Here is a 17,854-nt window from a genome sequence, read left to right on the forward strand (position 1 = left end):
CATGATTGTTTACTAATAATTTAAAATTATAAAAAATGATAAGTAAAATGATCTTCTCTTTAGCTGGAATTCTCTTATTGATGAACTGTAAAAGTCCCAAAGAAAAAGTAGAAGATAATATACTTTATCAGGACAGTATCGGATATTGGAATTATGAGTGGCCAAGAGAAAGAGCTGAATATTACGGTTTTACTTTTAAGTTTATGAAAAAGAATAAACTTCAAAAACTGTCTTTCAACAAAGTTGAAAATAAGAGATGGGCATGGAATGATTATCCTTATGATGAATCAATTTACAGATGGGGAGTTGCAGATGATTCAGTTTTTACTTTCATGAATTATAATTCAAAAATTAAAATTATAAAGTACAACAGTGATACAATTTGGTTATACGACTACGAAGGAAAAAGTAAAAAATTACTTATAAAAGTTAAAGGAGATCTTAATATTGAGAAACCAGATAAAATAAAAGTAATTCATGACAAAACAGGAAAAGAAATCCGTGGTCTTGATATTTGAGTTTAAAGAAAAATTTGACAAATCTCACTTTCTCACGTGGTAATTAATCAGTAAATTTGTAATCATTAAGAAAGATAATAATAAACAAATTCATAAAATAACATGAGTCAATTTGATGTTACCGTAATCGGTTCTGGTCCTGGAGGTTATGTGGCAGCCATTCGTGCAGCACAGTTAGGTTTCAAAACAGCAATTATTGAAAAATATTCAACTTTAGGCGGAACTTGTCTTAACGTTGGGTGTATTCCGTCAAAAGCGCTTTTAGACAGCTCTGAGCATTTCGAAAATGCAAAGCATAATTTTGCAGGCCACGGAATCTTGATCAATGAGCCACAAGCTGATATCATTAGAATGGTTGAGCGTAAAAACGAAGTGGTAGATCAGACAACAAAGGGTATCAATTTTTTGATGGACAAAAATAAAATCACTGTTTTTGAAGGTCTTGGAAGTTTTGAATCTGCTACTCAGATCAAAGTAACTAAAAACGACGGTTCTTCTGAAACAATTGAATCAAAATATACGATCATCGCAACGGGTTCCAAGCCGTCTTCACTTCCTTTCATCACAATTGATAAAGAAAGAATAATCACTTCTACAGAAGCATTAAACCTTAAGGAAATTCCTAAACACCTGGTCGTAATCGGTGGAGGAGTAATCGGTCTTGAATTAGGATCTGTATACTTAAGATTAGGAGCTCAGGTAACGGTTGTTGAATTCATGGATAAAATTATTCCGGGAATGGATGGGGCTTTAAGCAAAGAATTGACTAAAGTTCTTAAGAAGCAGGGAATGAAGTTTATGCTTTCTACTGCTGTTTCTGCTGTTGAAAGAAACGGAGATACAGTAAAGATTACAGCTAAAGATAAAAAAGGAGAAGAGGTAACAGTAGAAGGAGATTACTGTTTGGTTTCTGTAGGAAGAAGACCTTACACAGATGGTCTTGCTCTTGAAAAAGCAGGTGTAGAACTTGACGAAAGAGGAAGAGTAAAAACAAACGATCACTTACAGACTAATGTTGCCAATATCTACGCAATCGGTGACGTGATCAAAGGGGCAATGCTTGCTCACAAAGCTGAAGAAGAAGGTGTTCTGGTTGCAGAGCAACTGGCAGGTCAAAAACCTCATATCAACTACAATCTGATTCCTGGTGTTGTATATACCTGGCCTGAAGTAGCTGGAGTTGGTAAAACTGAAGAGCAGTTGAAGGAAGAAGGAGTTGCTTACAAAGTAGGTTCTTTCCCAATGAGAGCTCTAGGTAGAAGCCGTGCAAGTGGTGATATTGATGGTCTTGTGAAGATCATTGCAGACGAAAAAACTGATGAAGTTTTAGGAATGCACATCATCGGAGCAAGAGCAGCTGACCTTATCGCAGAAGGAGTCATTGCTATGGAATTCCGTGCAAGCGCTGAAGATATTGCAAGAAGTTCTCATGCGCACCCAACCTATGCTGAAGCTATTAAAGAAGCAGCACTGGATGCGACAGGTAAGAGATCGATCCACATGTAATTTTTGATTGAAAGATTTAGAAATTTAAATATTAAAGAGAAGCATTTGCTTCTCTTTTTTGGCATAAAAATGGAAACTCACAGAGTAAATTTATTGTATGAAGAAATTTTTTATAGGTTTAGTGCTTTTTACAGCAATTAATTCATTTGCTCAGGAAGCAGGAAAAGCAGGTGAGCTTTTAAAGAATGAAGCGTCTGTATCTGAAATGCAAATTTCCGGAAATGTAACGGCAAGAAGCAAAGCTTTGGATTATTCAAAGGAGGATAAATGGGGGAATCAAAATAATCCTTCAAAAAATAAAAATCCGAATTATCAGTGGAACAAGAATTATGGATACGCAGAAGTTTTTCTGAGAATTCCCGAACAGGGGTTTTTCACGGTCGAGGTTGATGATCAGGCAATTTCAAACGGTTCTGGGAAATATCGTTTTTTTGATCTGCAGTCTGGCAAAACTTCTGTGTCGATTTATGAAAATGGATTTTTGATTTACAGAACAACCTTAATGCTTCGGAATAATAACAGAATGATACTGGATTTTTTCACGAACAAAGGTTTGTACTTATTAGATCTGTACCCTGTAAAAAATCAGTCTTATGGTTTTAATGATTGGAATGATGTCTGGAATACCCCCTATGGAAATCATTCTGGAGATGGATACGATTCTGGAAATGTAATGGATAACACTACTTTTCGCCAGTTTTTTGATATGCTGCAGAAAAATGAAAAGTTTGATGATGGTAAACTGGCTTTAATTAATCAGCAGATGCAAAATTCTCTTTTTACTTCGGCACAAATCAGAGAACTGGTGAAGTATATGAGTTTTGATAATAATAAGTTGGCATTAGCCAAATCAATGTACAAAAGATGTGCAGATAAAAACAAATACTTTTTAGTATACGAAGCATTTGATTTTGAAAATAGTAAAAGGGAACTCATGGAATTTGTTGCAAAATCATGATAGATAAAAGACAAATTAATTTAGTTTCTTTGATATAGGAAGAAAACCATAGACTCTACTTGGATATAGGATAGTGATGGATTTGGCCTCATCATTCTCTCTTTTAAATTATTTTTGAGATGCAAACCATCAAGACATCTGAGTAAGATTATATTTAAATTATCAGAATTATGGAAAACCAGGAATTAGACCTTTATTTTAAAAGGATAGAAGCAGAAAAGCCAGAAGAGAATACCGGAAAACTGGAACTTCTGAAAAGGCTTCATCAGCTTCATCCTAAAAATATAACATTTGAAAATATTGAAACATTCACTGGAGAAACTCCTTCATTGCAAATCAATGCAGTTTTTAATAAATTGGTGCAACTTAAAAGGGGTGGGTATTGCTACGAACAGAATTTGTTGTTCAAAGATGTTTTGGAATCTTTAGGATTTACCGTAAAAATGCATCTGGCAAGAGTTTTTTGGGGCAGTAAAGACGGAACCGGAACGGCCCGATCTCATATGATGCTTACAACGGATATTGATGGTATGACCTATCTTGTAGATGTAGGCTTCGGTTCGATGACCCTCACTTCTCCCATTGTACTGAAGACAGATACAGAACAGGAAACACCCAATGAACTGTTTCGTCTGGTGAATACTGAAGATTTTTACACATTGGAGGTCATGAAGAATGAATGGCTGCCTATTTATAAATTTTCGCGGGAAGAGGTCGAATTCTCAGACCTGCAAATGGCCAATTGGTATATTGCGACAGGACCTGAATCTATATTTAATAAATTTCTGATGGTTACAAGAGTGGATGAGGAAGCAAGATATGCTCTCTTTAACAGTACCTTCAACATCCGATGGAATGACGGAAGAAAAGAAAGTTCAGAAATTAAGGATATGGATCAATTGGTTTTTACGCTCAAAACTTATTTTAATCTCCATCATCTCTCTGATGAGCTGTTAGAAAAAATATATGGAAAACTGAGAGAAGTCCAAACTCATTTTAGTGTAACGCAATAAGAATAGGTCCCAAAGGTAAAAGAGAAGCAGCTGTTTCTCTTTTTTTATTACATTAGTTTCAAGCGGTTATAAAAGATGGAACTTTTTGATGGTGAAATATTAAACTGTACTCCAAAAGTAAATCCTTTAAAATATTTTTCTTTGTGAACAGGGAGTGCATATCCCGTATTGAGATACATAAAATTTAAAAGCGAAAATCCCACTCTGGGCTCAATGGAATAGGGATTTACAGAAAGACCAACTTGTCCCAGGTTATTGGTGTAGTTAAAATTGATTTCAGGTAAAAATTTAGCTTGACTTTCGATCGGAGTGTACAATATGGAAGTACCCACAACAAACGACTGTTTCGTGTAATTATTGATTTTGTATGATAAACCGCCCTGTAATACATTCCTTCCTGTATAGCGGTAGGCGATGTTAAAGGCTGTTTTATCTAATGTTTGCGCATGTGCTGGAATGGCAAACAGGCAGATGAGTATGAAAGAATATAATTTCATGTCACTATTTTTTTGATCAAATGTACTGATTTTATCCTCATTTCAGAGACAAAAGAATTCTTTGATTTCGAGTAAAATAGGATATGTAGTTTTAAAATCTTCAATTTTCCGTACCTTTGTGGCTAATTTTATATTCAATGCAACTCGGAAAAACCCAGACTTTAAAAATTTCAGAAAAAAACCATTCAGGATGGATCCTGGTAGATGAATCAGGCGAAAAAGCTTTCTTGCCTAAGGTTTTCACCAGCGATGATAAAGAAATTGATGATGATGTTGAAGTTTTTGTCTATCAGGATGACGGCAAATTAAAGGCGACCACTGAAATTCCATTGGCTGAAGTAGGAGAGTATGCGGTGATGAGCTGTGTAGAAAGTCTTCCGAGCGGTGCGTTTATGGACTGGGGAATTATTAAAGACCTTTTTATCCCATACAAGCAGCAGAAATCAAAAATTATTGAAGGAAAAAGATATTTAGTTCACTTATATGTAGACGAAGCTCTGAATCTGATCACAGGAACTACAAAATTCAAAAGAAACCCTCAATACCAGGATCCTCCTTTCCAAAAAGGAGATAAAGTAGACCTTCTCATGATGAATGAAAGCGAACTGGGCTGGAATGTCGTGATCAATAAAAAATACATCGGTCTTGTGTATACATCTGATGTCTTCAAAAAATTATATCCATTGTCTGAAGAGGGAGGCTATATCAAGGCGATCCGTGAAGACGGTAAGATTGATGTCTCACTACAGCCGGAAGGTTTTGAGAGTATCGATGAATTTAAACAGAAAATTCTGGACAAACTGGAAGAGAATTACGGACTTCTTTATCTGTCGGACAAATCTTCTCCTGAAGAAATCAAAGGTGAACTTCAGATGAGCAAAAAGAACTTTAAAAAAGCTCTCGGTGGACTTTATAAAGATAAGATCGTTGATATTTCAGATGATAAAATCAAATTAGTATAAAAATAAAAAAACGGGCAGAATTTTCTGCCCGTTTTTGTTTTAATCTCTGTTCTTTACCAAAAGCCATCCGCTGTATGTCCTTCCATCCGAAACTTTAATGGTATACCAGTAGTTTCCTGTAGCTACAGGCTGTTGGTGATACTTTCCATCCCATACGAAAGGTTTCTTTGTGATAATTTCTTTTAATATAACAAATCCTTTTCTGTCATATAAATAGATCTCTGTTCCAGGATAGCTTTCCAGTCCGTTAATTTTCCATGTATCATTGTTTCCATCGCCGTTCGGGGTAATAGCATTCTGAATATTAAAAATAGAGAATTTTTTCTGTCCGATGATGCAGCCTGATTTCGTTCTGACGTAAGCTGTATATTCTCCAGAGGCTAGATTGGTAAAGATGTTGGAATCCTGCCATGTAAAATTATCTAAGGAATATTCGTAGTTGCCTACTGCAGAAAGAACCACAGTAGCTGTATTGTTACTGATGTTGACTGCAACAATTGTTGCCAGGACAGAATAGGTTACTTGAATTGATTTTGTATTCTCACAACCAAAAGCATTTTTCACGGTTACTGTATAAGTTCCCGGTGCTGAAACGGTAATGGATTGGCTGGTTGTCCCTGTGCTCCAAAGATAAGACGCAAAACCAGAACCTGCATTCAGTGTAATGTTTTTACCTTCGCAGAAATCTACTTTATCAGAAAGTTCAATGATAGGTTTGGGATTTAGCGTTAAAGTAAGTCTTACATTATTAAAGCATCCGTCAGCAGTTGCTACTTTTACTATAATAACTGTTGTTCCGTTATTTAAAATATGGTTAGCCGGATTGGTTATAATATTTCCTGTACTATCGGTATATGTGAAAATATAACTTCCTGGATTATTGATTATGCTGTTTTCATATGAATGAAGGTTTACATTCATTGTGTTTCCAGTTGTATTATTACAAATTACCTCTGTATAGTTCGTTGCGGGAACATTATTTAATGAAAGAGTGACAGATATAGCAAGTTTTTCGGATTCACATCCATTAAGGGTTTGCGTAGCAAAATAGGTTTGTCCATGTACAAGTGGAGTATTTATAGGAAGGATACTACCTGAAGCACTATAAAAGATAATTGATGTTCCTGCAGCAGCCAGACTATTAAGCGTCGGTGATGCAGATGCACAGAAATCCTGAGCAGCATTTGCAATTGGTTTTGGTGTGCTGTTAATGGTTACCTGAACGGCTATTTTGCTGCTTTCACATCCGCTGATCGTTTGAGAAGCATGATAAGTCTGTCCATTAATAATAGGAGCAGTGGAAGTCAGAACATTTCCTGCAGCATCATACCATTTGATATTTTGCCCTGTTATCTGAAGATCTGAGATCCTTGGATTGTTTGTTGCACAGAAAGTCTGAATTGCATTTGATGTAGGAGTTTGAACAGTATTTACAGTAACGTTTTGGTTCTGCGTTGTAATATTTCCGTTTCCGTCATTATAACTCCAATGGATGGTATAAGTTCCCGGAACTGAATAAGCGAGTGGATCTGTAGTAGTAGCTATAATAGCTCCAGCGCAGTTGTCTGTTGCAGTTGGGAAATTAGTGATAACTGTATTACAGTCACCTGTGATCATTGGAAGATTGGTGATATTGGGAACTGGAGCCAGATTATCTCCAACCACAACATTGACCGTAAGACTACCATCACAAGCTCCGGAACCTGAAACCTGACAGGTATAGATTCCCGAATGGGTGGTTGTAGCATTTGGGATAGTAGGATTTTGTAAATTTGATGTAAATCCGTTAGGTCCCGTCCAATTGTAGGTTGTACCGCCTGTTGCATTTAATTGGACTGTTGAATTGGTGCACACAGGAGAGTTGGAAGTGACTGAGATCCCGGTAGTACAATCATAAAATTTCGCAAGATTATTAGTTGTATTAGCTCCTCCTAAAATGTAAATGTTACTGCTTTTTGCATAAATTGTGTTTATTGTACGATAAAAATATGATCCCCATATCTGATTTCCTATTGTACTGAATTTAGTGAAAAAACCGGAGTGACCTCCCGTATTACTCGGAAGAAAGCCATTAGGAGTCGCTATCTGAATGTTGTTTGATGTCTGTCCTGCAAATACAAGATTATTGCTGTCATCTACTGAAAGCCCCAAAGATAAATCATCACTAACGGAATTAGTAGTGGTGGCGCCAAAATAGGTGCCCCAAATCTGATTTCCCGAGGAATTAAATTTTGCTAAAAAAATATCGTTACCAAGATTAGAGGTACGGACAGTCTGATGCGTTCCGGGAGTTGAAATTTTTTCGTTAGAATCTGTATCTCCTAAAAGAATTACATTATTATCCTTATCTATTTTTAAATCGCTGACTGTAGTTCTTCCTTCGTTGTAATTATGCTGAAGACCGTATGCATTTTTTCCGCCGTAATAAGTGGCCCACAAAAACTGAAAATTGCTGTCCATCTTTGCTAAATACGCGTTTCCATCACCAATGATAGTTTGCTGATGCGTGCCTGCTGTTCCTTGTCCGGAAGTATTATAGCTTCTGTCAACATTTCCGGCTATATAAATATTATTGAAATTATCTCTGTCAAGTTTTTTGATGCCTGCTGTTAAATTAAAATACGATCCGTAAATCTGGCTGCCACTGGGCGAAAATTTTGCGATAAATGATACTCCATTGTATATATTTAAATTATTCGGAACAGCGGCATTCGGAGTAGCAATTCCATTATTGCCATTAGCTTGGCCTCCAAAAATTAAATTTTCATTAGAGTCCAGAACCAGAGAATTGATTGTTTCGCTCTGCTCTCCTCCAAAATAAGTGCCCCAAACCCTTGTACCACTATCATTTAATTTGATAATAAAAGCATCCATATTAGCATAGCTGGCGAAAGGGCCCATGTAGGTAGAGTGTTCTTTGTGTGCCCCAGGAGTTGTGATTGTATTGACACCACCTTGAGAATCTCTGGCATGTCCTACTACATATATTTCGTTATTGCTGTTGATCGCCATATCCTTTAGCACATTAGATTCGTCACCACTGGAGTGATGATTACCTAAAAATACTCCCCAAATTTTATTTCCTGATGAATCAAATTTAGAAACATAACCATAATTTTGAGAATTAAAGTCCATGACAGTATAAGTGTTTGTTGCTACATTGAATGCTGCTATGGTCGTAAGACTGGTATAAACTTCCTGATTTGCATTGGCAAAGATTTTATAATATGAATTCTCTGAATGCCAAACCCAGTTAGGTAAATTTTTGATCCACAAAGGTGTTGGTACAGGATCTATAATTAGTGTTTTGTCATATGAATTCTGGGTCCCCAGGAATCCATAAATGTCTTTTTCTATTTCTCTGAATTTTATGGTGGTTTCCCGTTTCGAATTGTTATCAATGAGCCATGAAAGAGGAATGTTTTCCTGCATTGCTCCAAAACGTAGATTCATCACAATTTTATTATCTTTTAACGATGTTTTGATGCCATTAAATTTCATTTTAATATCTGAAACTTTTCCACCCGGTTTTACAATGAAATTATATTCTATTGGTTTTAAAGTATCTGCTGGCTTAAAAAATACAAGATCTATGTTACTGTAAATGTTTTTATAAGTAACTTTTCTAAATCTGTAAACATGGGTTACTCCGTTGGGCGTGCCTGGAATAGTATAAAAGTTTTCATAATCGGGAGATTGATCTTCAGGAACAATCTCAACATTTGGATTTGAGTTAACTAAATCGATATCAACTCGGTGATACTTGTATTTTACTTTTACCTGCTTTTGATCAGATAAATTTTGTTTTTTATCGGAATTATTTTCTTTTATCTTTTCTATCTGATAAACATCATAAGAAAATCCGGTTTTCTTTAATTGAACATTAAGACCATTTGAATGGAAAAGGTATTTCACGGCAGGATTATTCTTTCCATCCTGATCAATGATCTGTCCTTTGTTTTCGTAAAAAAAATACTCAGTGTCTTTTAAGGATTTGTTTTGGGAAAATAAGAGTGCACAATTAAAGATTGTGAACAGAAATAAAATTTTTTGCATCAGTTATTAATTTTTGCCGCAAAGATATAAAAATGCCCTTTCCGCTGATGATTTATTCATAATAATCTCAAACTGAACATCAAAAACATGATGCAAATCATAACAATTTTGTTTAATTATTTTGTTTAACAATTTTGTCAAAAACAGAATTTGATTTACATTTGCACAAAATTGTTTAACAATAATGTCAAATCAAGCGAAAAAAGACCAAACACAGGAATTGATCAAGGAGACAGCGAAGAATTTATTCTTTGTGAAGGGGAAGTTTGATGCTACTACCCAGGAGATTGCCGATGAAGCCGGAGTAAACAGAACGTTGATCAACTATTATTTCCGATCAAGGGATAATCTGATTCAGATCATCTTCGATGAAGCTCAGAGAGTGGAACAGGAAAAATCCAAGATTATTCAGGATGCAGATCTTCCGTTTAAAGTAAAGATCAGCAAGTTCGTAGAAAGCAGTTTATCTACCAGTCTTCAGTATCCTTATCTGGAAACCTATATCGTTTCACAGATCAATAAAGGAAACTGTCATCAGAGAGAGATAGAAGAAGATGTACTGGAAACTCTTTATAAAGAATACGAAAAAGAGATGGAACTGGGTAATATCGTAAAAATGGCACCGGTTCAGTTTATCCTGAATATGGTTTCATTACTCGTATTCCCGAGTGCTGTAAGACCTCTTTTTATGGAGAATCTTATGATCAGCGATAAAGAGTATGACCAGATTATTTCTGAAAGAAAAGAGATCATTATCGATATGCTTTTTAAAAATTAAAAAAATGTTAAAGTATTTTGGGAAATGATTCGTCCTTTAGAAACAAAAACCTTGACGGGAAAAATTACATTAAAAAAATAAACGAAGTATACTATTATGAAAAGAAAACGTATAACTGCTAATAAGCTAAAAATTGGGATAGCTGCAGCATTTATGATTTTCGGCTTTTCATCGGTATCTGCCCAGCAGCAGGTTTCTTTACAGGAAGCCATCAAGCAGGCACTGCAGAATAAAGCAGAGGCCAAAAAAGCAGCATTGCAGATCAAAAAAGCTGAATACAAGATTGATGAGGCCAGAGCAGGAGCTCTGCCACAGATCACTGCGACGGCAGGTTTAACCTATAATCCTGTTATTCAGGAGTCTCTGCTTGAATTTGGTGGAGAGAGAATCAGAGCTCAATTGGGACAGCCATGGAGTTCTACCGCTTCTGTACAGCTTCAGCAGGCTTTGTTTGATCAAAGAGTTTTTACAGGCCTTAAGGCCGCAAAATCTACCAGAGAATTCTATGTTCTGAATGCTCAGCTGACCAACGAACAGATCATTGAAAATGTAGCAACAGCTTACTATCAGGTATTTGTTCAGGTGGAAAACCTAAAAACGGTAGAAGCAAGCTACGCCAATACCGAGAGAGTAAGAAATGTTATTAAAAGTTTGGTAGATAATGGTCTGGCAAAAGGTATCGACTTAGACCGTACCAATGTACAGCTTACCAATATCGGTTCAAATAAACAACAGTTGATTAACTCGGTAGAGCTTTCCAAGAATGCTTTGAAGTTTTATATGGGAGTTCCGATCAGTACTGATATCACACTTGAAGAAAAAACAATAGAGCCAAAACCTGAACTCATAGCCAGTACTTTAAACTTAGATAACCGTACAGAAATTAAAGTTTTGAATAAAAACAGAGAACTTCTGGAGTTTAACAAAAAAGCGACAGAGGCCTATCTTTATCCTACAGTGAGCCTTACAGCAAACTATGGCTGGGCTGGTATGGGGAAAAAATTTCCTTTAACCAATGGTCTTAATAACGGCGTACTTTGGAGTGACTATTCTGCAATCGGTCTGAATATCAATGTGCCGATTTTTACCGGTGGCGCTACAAAAGCTAAAATTCAGCAGGCAGAAATCGATATTCAGGATCTAGATCAGGATATCCAGAATAAACAGTTGACTTTAGATTTGGATCATAAAAATGCTATTACCAATATGGAGAATGCCATTATCAATATCCAGAGCATGAAAGATAACGTTGAACTTGCAGAAAGAGTTCAGAAGAATACACAGTCAAACTATCAGTATGGTTTAGCAACACTTACAGAAGTACTTGATTCTGAAAATGCCTTAACACAGGCAAAACAGAACTATTCAAATGCACTGCTGGATTACAAACAGGCTGAAATCAAGTTGATCAAAGCTAAAGGAGAACTGAACACACTACAAAACTTATAATAAACTAAAATGAAAAAAACTTTAATATATATCATCGTAGCAGCGGTCTTAGTCGGTTTAGCGGCTTACAAGATTGCAGATAACAAAGAGAAACAGACCAAAGAAGTTAAGGAAGTTGCAAAACAGGTTGATAAGATCAACGTGAATGTAGTAACGGTTTCAAGAGAAAATATCGATACAGATTACTCAGCCAACGGAACTTTCATTCCAAAGCAGGAAATGAATCAGTCTTCTGAAATTGCAGGACGTATCGTAAACGTTTTGGTGAAAGAAGGATCCAGAGTTTCTGCCGGACAGACTTTGGCAACCATTAAGAAAGATGCCATTGAAGTGGATGTAGCACAGGCTCAAAACAACTTGCAGAATGCTATTATCGATAATCAGCGTTATGAAAATGCCTTTAAAACAGGAGGTGTTACCAAACAGCAGGTGGACAACTCCAGACTTCAGCTGAAAAATGCACAGGCAGCAGTAAGAGCTCAGGGAGTAAGAGTTAACGATGCAAGCATCCGTGCCGGAATAAGTGGTACAATCAACAAAAAGATGGTCGAGCCGGGAACGGTAGTTTCTATCGGAACTTCGATGTTTGAAATTGTTAATATCAACAGCCTTAAATTGTCTGTATTGGTAGACGAAAGCCAGGTGGGAAGAATTGCATTAGGTCAGGAAGTTTCCATTAATGTAAATGTTTTACCGGAAGATTCATTCAGCGGTAGAATTACATTTATTGCTCCTAAAAGTGATGCCTCTTTGAATTTCCCGGTTGAAATTGAAGTTCAGAACAAAGGAAATCTAAAGGCAGGTATGTATGCAACGGCTTTGTTTAAAACCAATCACGGTGCCGAAACTCAAAATATGCTGACGGTACCTGCTGAAGCTTTTGTAAACGGAGTAAGCTCTGGACAATTATTTATCGTAAGCAACGGAACTGCTAAACTGATCAAAGTACAAACCGGAAAAGTATATGGTGATAAAGTTCAGATCTTAAGCGGACTGAATGGCGGCGAACAGGTAATTACCAGCGGACAGATCAACCTTGATAACGGTTCGAAAATCAATATCGTAAAGTAACAGAAGATGAAGTTAGCAGAAATATCCATTAAAAGGCCGTCCCTTGTTATCGTATTGTTTACGATACTTACGCTGGGTGGTTTATTAAGTTACTCCATGATGGGGTACGAGTTGATTCCGAAGTTTGAAACCAATATGGTAACCATTTCTACGGTATATCCGGGAGCTTCGCCTGCAGAGGTGGAAACTTCGGTCACCCGAAAGATTGAAGATGCCGTGGGTTCCCTGGAAAACGTAAAAAAAGTAGAATCTTCATCTTACGAAAGTTTATCGGTTATTATGGTGCAGCTGAATACCGGCGCCGATGTAAACTATGCTTTGAATGATGCACAGAGAAAGGTAAATGCTATTTTGGCAGATTTACCGGACGATGCAGATCCTCCTTCTCTGCAAAAGTTCTCATTGGATGATCTCCCGATCATGACTTTGAGTATTTCCAGTAATAAACTGAACAATAAAGATCTTTATGACCTTTTAGATAAAAAAATAGAACCTATTTTTTCCCGTGTAAACGGTGTGGCTCAGGTTGACCTTGTAGGTGGGCAGGAGAGAGAAATTCAGGTAAGTTTAGATGAAAAGAAAATGCAAGGGTATGGTCTTGCCATCGCAGATGTACAGCAGGCGATTCTTTCATCCAACTTAGATTTCCCGACGGGAGCTTTGAAGACGAGAACTTCAAGATCTACGATCAGACTTTCGGGAAAATACAGAAATGTAGAGGAAATGAACAACCTTGTGGTTTCCAATAAGGATGGAGCTCAGGTGCGTTTGTCTGATATTGCAACTGTTTTCGATACACAGAAAGATGTAGAGAAAGTGGCAAGATACAATCAGAATTCAACGATTTTGCTTCAGGTTAAAAAACAGTCTGATGCCAATGCCGTTTCTGTTTCAGAAGCCATTCAGAAAACAATTGCTAATGTTCAGGACAATTATAAGACTCAGGATATTAAAATCAATATTGTAGATGATACTACAGACTTTACACTTGAAGCTGCAGACCACGTAATTTTCGATTTATTCCTGGCGATTATCCTGGTAGCGGTAGTAATGTTATTGTTCCTTCACAACATCAGAAACGCATTTATCGTAATGGTGTCTATTCCGATGTCATTGATTGCGACGGTAATCGGGATGTACCTGATGGGATATACCCTGAACCTGATGAGTTTATTGGGACTTTCACTGGTGGTAGGTATCCTTGTGGATGATGCGATTGTAGTTTTGGAGAACGTTTACCGTCATATGGAGATGGGGAAAAGCAGAATTCGTGCAGCCTACGATGGAGCTTCAGAGATTGGATTTACAGTAACGGCTATTACCCTGGTAATCGTGGTGGTATTCTTACCGATTGCAATGAGTTCCGGATTGGTATCTGATATCCTGGCGCAGTTCTGTGTCACGGTAGTTATTGCGACACTATTTTCATTATTAGCTTCATTTACCATCATTCCTTGGTTATCTTCAAGATATGGTAAACTGGTGCATTTGACAGGTAAAAATCCTTTTGAGAAATTTATCCTTTGGTTTGAAAAGCAGTTGGAAAAATTCACGCACTGGATCACCGGAATTTTGGAATGGGCGTTGAAATCTACTTTAAGAAGAGTGATGACCGTAATCGTAACGTTCATTATCCTGATTTCTTCCTTCATGTTGGTCGCTTTCGGATTTATTGGTGGGGAATTCTTCCCTAAAATGGACAGAGGACAGTTCCTTGTTCAGATGGAATTGCCAAAAGATGCTTCCGTAGAAAAAACCAATCAGATTACTTTAGCGGTAGAAAAATACCTTAGAAATGATAAAGATGTAGTGGATATGATCACCACAGTGGGTCAGCAGTCATCAGGTTTTGGTGGGGCACAGGCTACATTGTACCAGTCAGAGATCCAGGTGATTTTGGTAGATAAATCTGAGCGTAACGAAAGTACAGATATCAAATCTGCAAAAATCAAGAGAGCTTTAGAAGAGAAATTCACAGGAGTTGAATTCAAAACAGCACCAATCGGACTAATGGGAGCAGATAATGCACCAATTGAAATGGTGGTAACAGCTCAGGATAACGAAACCGCTAATAAAGAAGCAAACAGAATTCTTGAACTGCTTAAAAAAGTACCGGGATCTGTAGATGCTGAATTGTCAACTGACTCTGGAAACCCGGAAGTTCAGGTGAATATAGACAGAGATAAAATGGCTTCTTTAGGCTTAAATCTTTCCAGTGTAGGACAAACGATGCAGACTGCATTCAGTGGAAATACAGACGGGAAATTCAGAGCCGGAGAATACGAATATGATATCAACATCCGTTTTGGTGATGCTAACAGGCAGTCGATTGATGATGTAAGAAATCTGATGTTTACCAATCCTAAAGGAGAGCAGGTGAGACTGAGCCAGTTTGCTGATGTGAAAATGGGTTCCGGACCAAGCTTACTGGAACGTAGAGATAAGTCTCCTTCTGTAAAGGTAAAATCTAAAGTTGTAGGTCGTCCTGTAGGGGATGTTGCCAACGAATGGGCTGCTCAGTTCATGGATAACGCGAAGACCAAACCGGCAGGAGTAAGCTATATCTGGAGTGGTGATATGGAAAACCAGACCGAAGGTTTCGGTACCTTAGGAATTGCATTGATGGCCGCTATCGTATTGGTTTACCTGGTAATGGTTTCACTGTATGATTCATTTGTCTATCCGTTTGTGGTACTGTTCTCCATTCCGCTGGCATTGATCGGGGTAATGGTCATTCTTGCCATCACCGGAAATTCATTGAACATCTTTACGATGCTGGGGATGATCATGTTGATTGGTTTGGTAGCAAAGAACGCGATTATGATTGTCGACTTTGCGAATATGAGAAAAGAAGCAGGTGCAAGTACGCATGACGCTTTGATTCAGGCCAACCACGCACGTCTTCGTCCGATCCTGATGACAACGATTGCGATGATCTTCGGTATGATCCCGATTGCGATTGCAAAAGGAGCTGGAGCAGAGATGAACAACGGATTGGCTTGGGTAATCATCGGTGGTCTGACATCATCATTATTCCTGACGCTGATCATTGTACCGGTAGTTTATTCGTTATTTGACTCTATTCTGAGAAGAATGGGCAAAGGTGAAAAAGTAGACTACGATGCTGAAATGAAAGCTGAATATGTACACAAAGAACTAAGTGAAGACGGATATACTCCGAAACACGTAGATTAATATAACAACCTTAATTAACCCAAAAGCGCATCAGATTTCTGATGCGCTTTTTGATTTTCATATAATAAAATATTTTCCGCTCAATTGTTATTTCAAAGTGATCCAAATACTGTATTGCTACAATCATCCGCATGACGGGTTGAATATGATTTTGCTGAGTGAAGGACCCTTGCGCCCGAAAATACATTCATTTAATTTTAACAAAACCTTTGAGTTCTCTGCGTTACAATTAAGCCTCAAAATTAAAGTTCAGTCATGAAAAAAGCTTCCAGAATGAACTGAAAGCCTTTGCTTAGTATTGTTTATACAGAAAATTAATCTGCCATAGCCTCACCAGCTTTTCTGTAGATAAAACTTCCGTAAATGTGTCTTCTTGCAAAACGGCTTGGCGAATCAGCATTGACCATTTTTATATAGGTATTTCTTGGAACACCAATATATTCATACATATTTCCGTTAAGATGCTGAACTTTTAAAACCGCCTTCTCAAGATAAAAATCCTGAATATTAGATTTTGTGATCGTTTCCGTGTATTCCTCTTTATACTTTTCCTGCGTTTCTTCATTGATGCTTACCAAAAAGTGGTACGCTTCAATCACTGCTTTGCTTTTTTCTTCTGCTTCCAGTTTCCCGGCTTCGTCATTAGCAAATTTATCAGGATGCGAATCTTTCATCGTATTCCTGTAAATGGTCTTTAATTCCTTTAAAGTAACGTTTTTATCAACTCCAAGAAGCTTTCTGTGTTCACCAACTCTTTTCATATGTAGATAGATATTTATTGATTTTTAGGGTCATATGCAATCGCTATCTTTATGGGCATTGATTGGTACCACACTGCTATTGGCGATTTCATAATCTGAATCCTTATTTCGGGGTGCAAAATTAGGCAATTTAATCTTAAAAATCATAACTTATTCATTATTAATTTATTTGCTCCCCAAAAATGTATTGAAATCGAATGTTTTTAATACGATAAATGGCTGACAGCTAAAGATAATATCGCTTTGAAATATTTTATGAAGTGACTCACAAAGACTTTCTATTTGTTTCTCTTTAACTATTTTACCACAAAGATTATAATTGGTATTTGCTTGAAATAGGAATAATTCGTTATTTTAGAAGTTCTTATTTTTTTATATTTGTAAAAAGCAGAGATTATGCAAAAAGAAAAATTACGTACAGTAAGAAAGAGAAAAGGCTACACTCAGCAGCAAATTGCTGATATCATTGCTACAGATGTTTCCAATTATAGCAGAAAAGAAAGTGGTGAGGTGAAAATTGTACAGCGGGAATGGGATAAGATTGCTGGTTTTCTTGATGTTCCAGTAGAAGAGATCTATGAAGAGGAAGAAGTGACAACGATCATTAATAATAATAATTCGACATTTAATGACAGCCCTGGTGCCGGTTCAAATATTAATACCTTCAATAATGAGCTCAGCATTTCTTTAATTAAGAATTTACAGGAATATATTGTCCTGCTAAAAGAAGAAATCAGCAGGCTCAGCGAGAAGCAAAATAACTCCAAGAAGTAATTCTAAGAGTAATACAATATAAAAGCGCATCATATTTCTGGTGCGCTTTTTATTCGTATAAACGCCATTGTACGGGTTTTGATGTAATTTTTTAAAATCGGATAAAGCCTATTTCTATTGAATATGGAGGTTGATATTATGATGTTCTTTTTCCCATTTGCTTGATCGATCAATTTTCAATTAATCCTTTTGCTTAAATCTTTCTCAGATTGAACCAATGAAATACGTTTTCTCTTGCACATTCACCAGGAGCGGGCTTTAGACCGCTTACCATTCCATTCCAGGCCATTGGCTTTAGCCAAAACATAAAAGCAGG

The 17,854-nt window shown here is 36.9% G+C and carries 13 protein-coding genes; 10 read left to right on the top strand and 3 right to left on the bottom strand.

Annotated features, from left to right (window positions below):
- The first annotated feature begins 35 nt into the window (after positions 1-35).
- The 4 genes from IW16_RS20055 to IW16_RS20070 all read left to right on the top strand — a co-directional run bounded on the left by IW16_RS20055 (position 36) and on the right by IW16_RS20070 (position 3,995).
- Positions 36-518: a hypothetical protein gene (locus IW16_RS20055; protein WP_131327946.1), complete on the top strand. Its 483-nt coding sequence runs from the start codon at positions 36-38 to the stop codon at positions 516-518.
- A 102-nt stretch (positions 519-620) separates the two neighbouring features.
- Positions 621-2,024: a dihydrolipoyl dehydrogenase gene (gene lpdA, locus IW16_RS20060; RefSeq protein ID WP_034748769.1), complete on the top strand. Its 1,404-nt coding sequence runs from the start codon at positions 621-623 to the stop codon at positions 2,022-2,024.
- Between the two features lie 97 nt (positions 2,025-2,121).
- Entirely contained in the window at positions 2,122-2,982 is an 861-nt protein-coding gene (locus IW16_RS20065) for a DUF4476 domain-containing protein (protein WP_034748771.1), read from the top strand.
- 170 nt (positions 2,983-3,152) lie between these two features.
- On the top strand, positions 3,153-3,995 hold the full coding sequence (locus IW16_RS20070; protein WP_051890507.1) for an arylamine N-acetyltransferase family protein: 843 nt from the start codon (positions 3,153-3,155) through the stop codon (positions 3,993-3,995).
- A gap of 47 nt (positions 3,996-4,042) precedes the next feature.
- Here IW16_RS20070 and IW16_RS20075 read toward each other — a convergent pair whose 3' ends face one another.
- A complete protein-coding gene (locus tag IW16_RS20075; protein ID WP_034748772.1) occupies positions 4,043-4,492 on the bottom strand; it encodes a hypothetical protein in 450 nt (149 codons plus the stop codon).
- 137 nt (positions 4,493-4,629) lie between these two features.
- On the opposite strand from IW16_RS20075, the gene IW16_RS20080 reads away from it, so the two are divergent.
- Positions 4,630-5,454: a CvfB family protein gene (locus IW16_RS20080; RefSeq protein WP_034748774.1), complete on the top strand. Its 825-nt coding sequence runs from the start codon at positions 4,630-4,632 to the stop codon at positions 5,452-5,454.
- A gap of 39 nt (positions 5,455-5,493) precedes the next feature.
- On the opposite strand, the gene IW16_RS20085 is transcribed toward IW16_RS20080, so the two are convergent.
- A complete protein-coding gene (locus tag IW16_RS20085) occupies positions 5,494-9,510 on the bottom strand; it encodes a DUF7948 domain-containing protein (protein ID WP_034748777.1) in 4,017 nt (1,338 codons plus the stop codon).
- A gap of 184 nt (positions 9,511-9,694) precedes the next feature.
- Between IW16_RS20085 and IW16_RS20090 the strand changes: the two genes are divergently transcribed.
- The 4 genes from IW16_RS20090 (at position 9,695) to IW16_RS20105 (ending at position 16,003) form a co-directional block, all read left to right on the top strand.
- On the top strand, positions 9,695-10,288 hold the full coding sequence (locus tag IW16_RS20090) for a TetR/AcrR family transcriptional regulator (protein ID WP_034748780.1): 594 nt from the start codon (positions 9,695-9,697) through the stop codon (positions 10,286-10,288).
- A gap of 96 nt (positions 10,289-10,384) precedes the next feature.
- Entirely contained in the window at positions 10,385-11,737 is a 1,353-nt protein-coding gene (locus IW16_RS20095) for a TolC family protein (RefSeq protein WP_051890509.1), read from the top strand.
- A gap of 9 nt (positions 11,738-11,746) precedes the next feature.
- Positions 11,747-12,808, top strand: coding sequence for an efflux RND transporter periplasmic adaptor subunit (locus IW16_RS20100; RefSeq protein ID WP_034748783.1), 1,062 nt, complete (start codon positions 11,747-11,749; stop codon positions 12,806-12,808).
- A gap of 6 nt (positions 12,809-12,814) precedes the next feature.
- A complete protein-coding gene (locus tag IW16_RS20105) occupies positions 12,815-16,003 on the top strand; it encodes an efflux RND transporter permease subunit (protein WP_034748786.1) in 3,189 nt (1,062 codons plus the stop codon).
- Between the two features lie 314 nt (positions 16,004-16,317).
- Here the strand turns inward: IW16_RS20105 and IW16_RS20110 are convergent, their stop codons facing one another.
- Positions 16,318-16,764: a KTSC domain-containing protein gene (locus IW16_RS20110; protein ID WP_034748789.1), complete on the bottom strand. Its 447-nt coding sequence runs from the start codon at positions 16,762-16,764 to the stop codon at positions 16,318-16,320.
- Positions 16,765-17,160: 396 nt separating this feature from the next.
- Here IW16_RS20110 and IW16_RS20115 point away from each other — a divergent pair, with 396 nt between their 5' ends.
- Positions 17,161-17,538 (top strand): helix-turn-helix domain-containing protein, encoded by a 378-nt coding sequence (locus IW16_RS20115; RefSeq protein WP_034748792.1) that lies wholly within the window; start codon positions 17,161-17,163, stop codon positions 17,536-17,538.
- Positions 17,539-17,854: the final 316 nt, after the last annotated feature.

It is taken from the genome of Chryseobacterium vrystaatense, from assembly GCF_000737765.1.
Lineage (GTDB): Bacteria > Bacteroidota > Bacteroidia > Flavobacteriales > Weeksellaceae > Chryseobacterium > Chryseobacterium vrystaatense.

What these genes read in the sequence shown, in the direction of transcription:
- IW16_RS20085 (WP_034748777.1), bottom strand. Translation starts at nt 9,510, where the DNA reads ATGCAAAAAATTTTATTTCTGTTCACAATCTTTAATTGTGCACTCTTA.
- IW16_RS20105 (WP_034748786.1), top strand. Translation starts at nt 12,815, where the DNA reads ATGAAGTTAGCAGAAATATCCATTAAAAGGCCGTCCCTTGTTATCGTA.
- IW16_RS20100 (WP_034748783.1), top strand. Translation starts at nt 11,747, where the DNA reads ATGAAAAAAACTTTAATATATATCATCGTAGCAGCGGTCTTAGTCGGT.
- IW16_RS20110 (WP_034748789.1), bottom strand. Translation starts at nt 16,764, where the DNA reads ATGAAAAGAGTTGGTGAACACAGAAAGCTTCTTGGAGTTGATAAAAAC.
- IW16_RS20065 (WP_034748771.1), top strand. Translation starts at nt 2,122, where the DNA reads ATGAAGAAATTTTTTATAGGTTTAGTGCTTTTTACAGCAATTAATTCA.
- IW16_RS20090 (WP_034748780.1), top strand. Translation starts at nt 9,695, where the DNA reads ATGTCAAATCAAGCGAAAAAAGACCAAACACAGGAATTGATCAAGGAG.
- IW16_RS20075 (WP_034748772.1), bottom strand. Translation starts at nt 4,492, where the DNA reads ATGAAATTATATTCTTTCATACTCATCTGCCTGTTTGCCATTCCAGCA.
- IW16_RS20055 (WP_131327946.1), top strand. Translation starts at nt 36, where the DNA reads ATGATAAGTAAAATGATCTTCTCTTTAGCTGGAATTCTCTTATTGATG.
- IW16_RS20070 (WP_051890507.1), top strand. Translation starts at nt 3,153, where the DNA reads ATGGAAAACCAGGAATTAGACCTTTATTTTAAAAGGATAGAAGCAGAA.
- lpdA (WP_034748769.1), top strand. Translation starts at nt 621, where the DNA reads ATGAGTCAATTTGATGTTACCGTAATCGGTTCTGGTCCTGGAGGTTAT.
- IW16_RS20095 (WP_051890509.1), top strand. Translation starts at nt 10,385, where the DNA reads ATGAAAAGAAAACGTATAACTGCTAATAAGCTAAAAATTGGGATAGCT.
- IW16_RS20080 (WP_034748774.1), top strand. Translation starts at nt 4,630, where the DNA reads ATGCAACTCGGAAAAACCCAGACTTTAAAAATTTCAGAAAAAAACCAT.
- IW16_RS20115 (WP_034748792.1), top strand. Translation starts at nt 17,161, where the DNA reads ATGCAAAAAGAAAAATTACGTACAGTAAGAAAGAGAAAAGGCTACACT.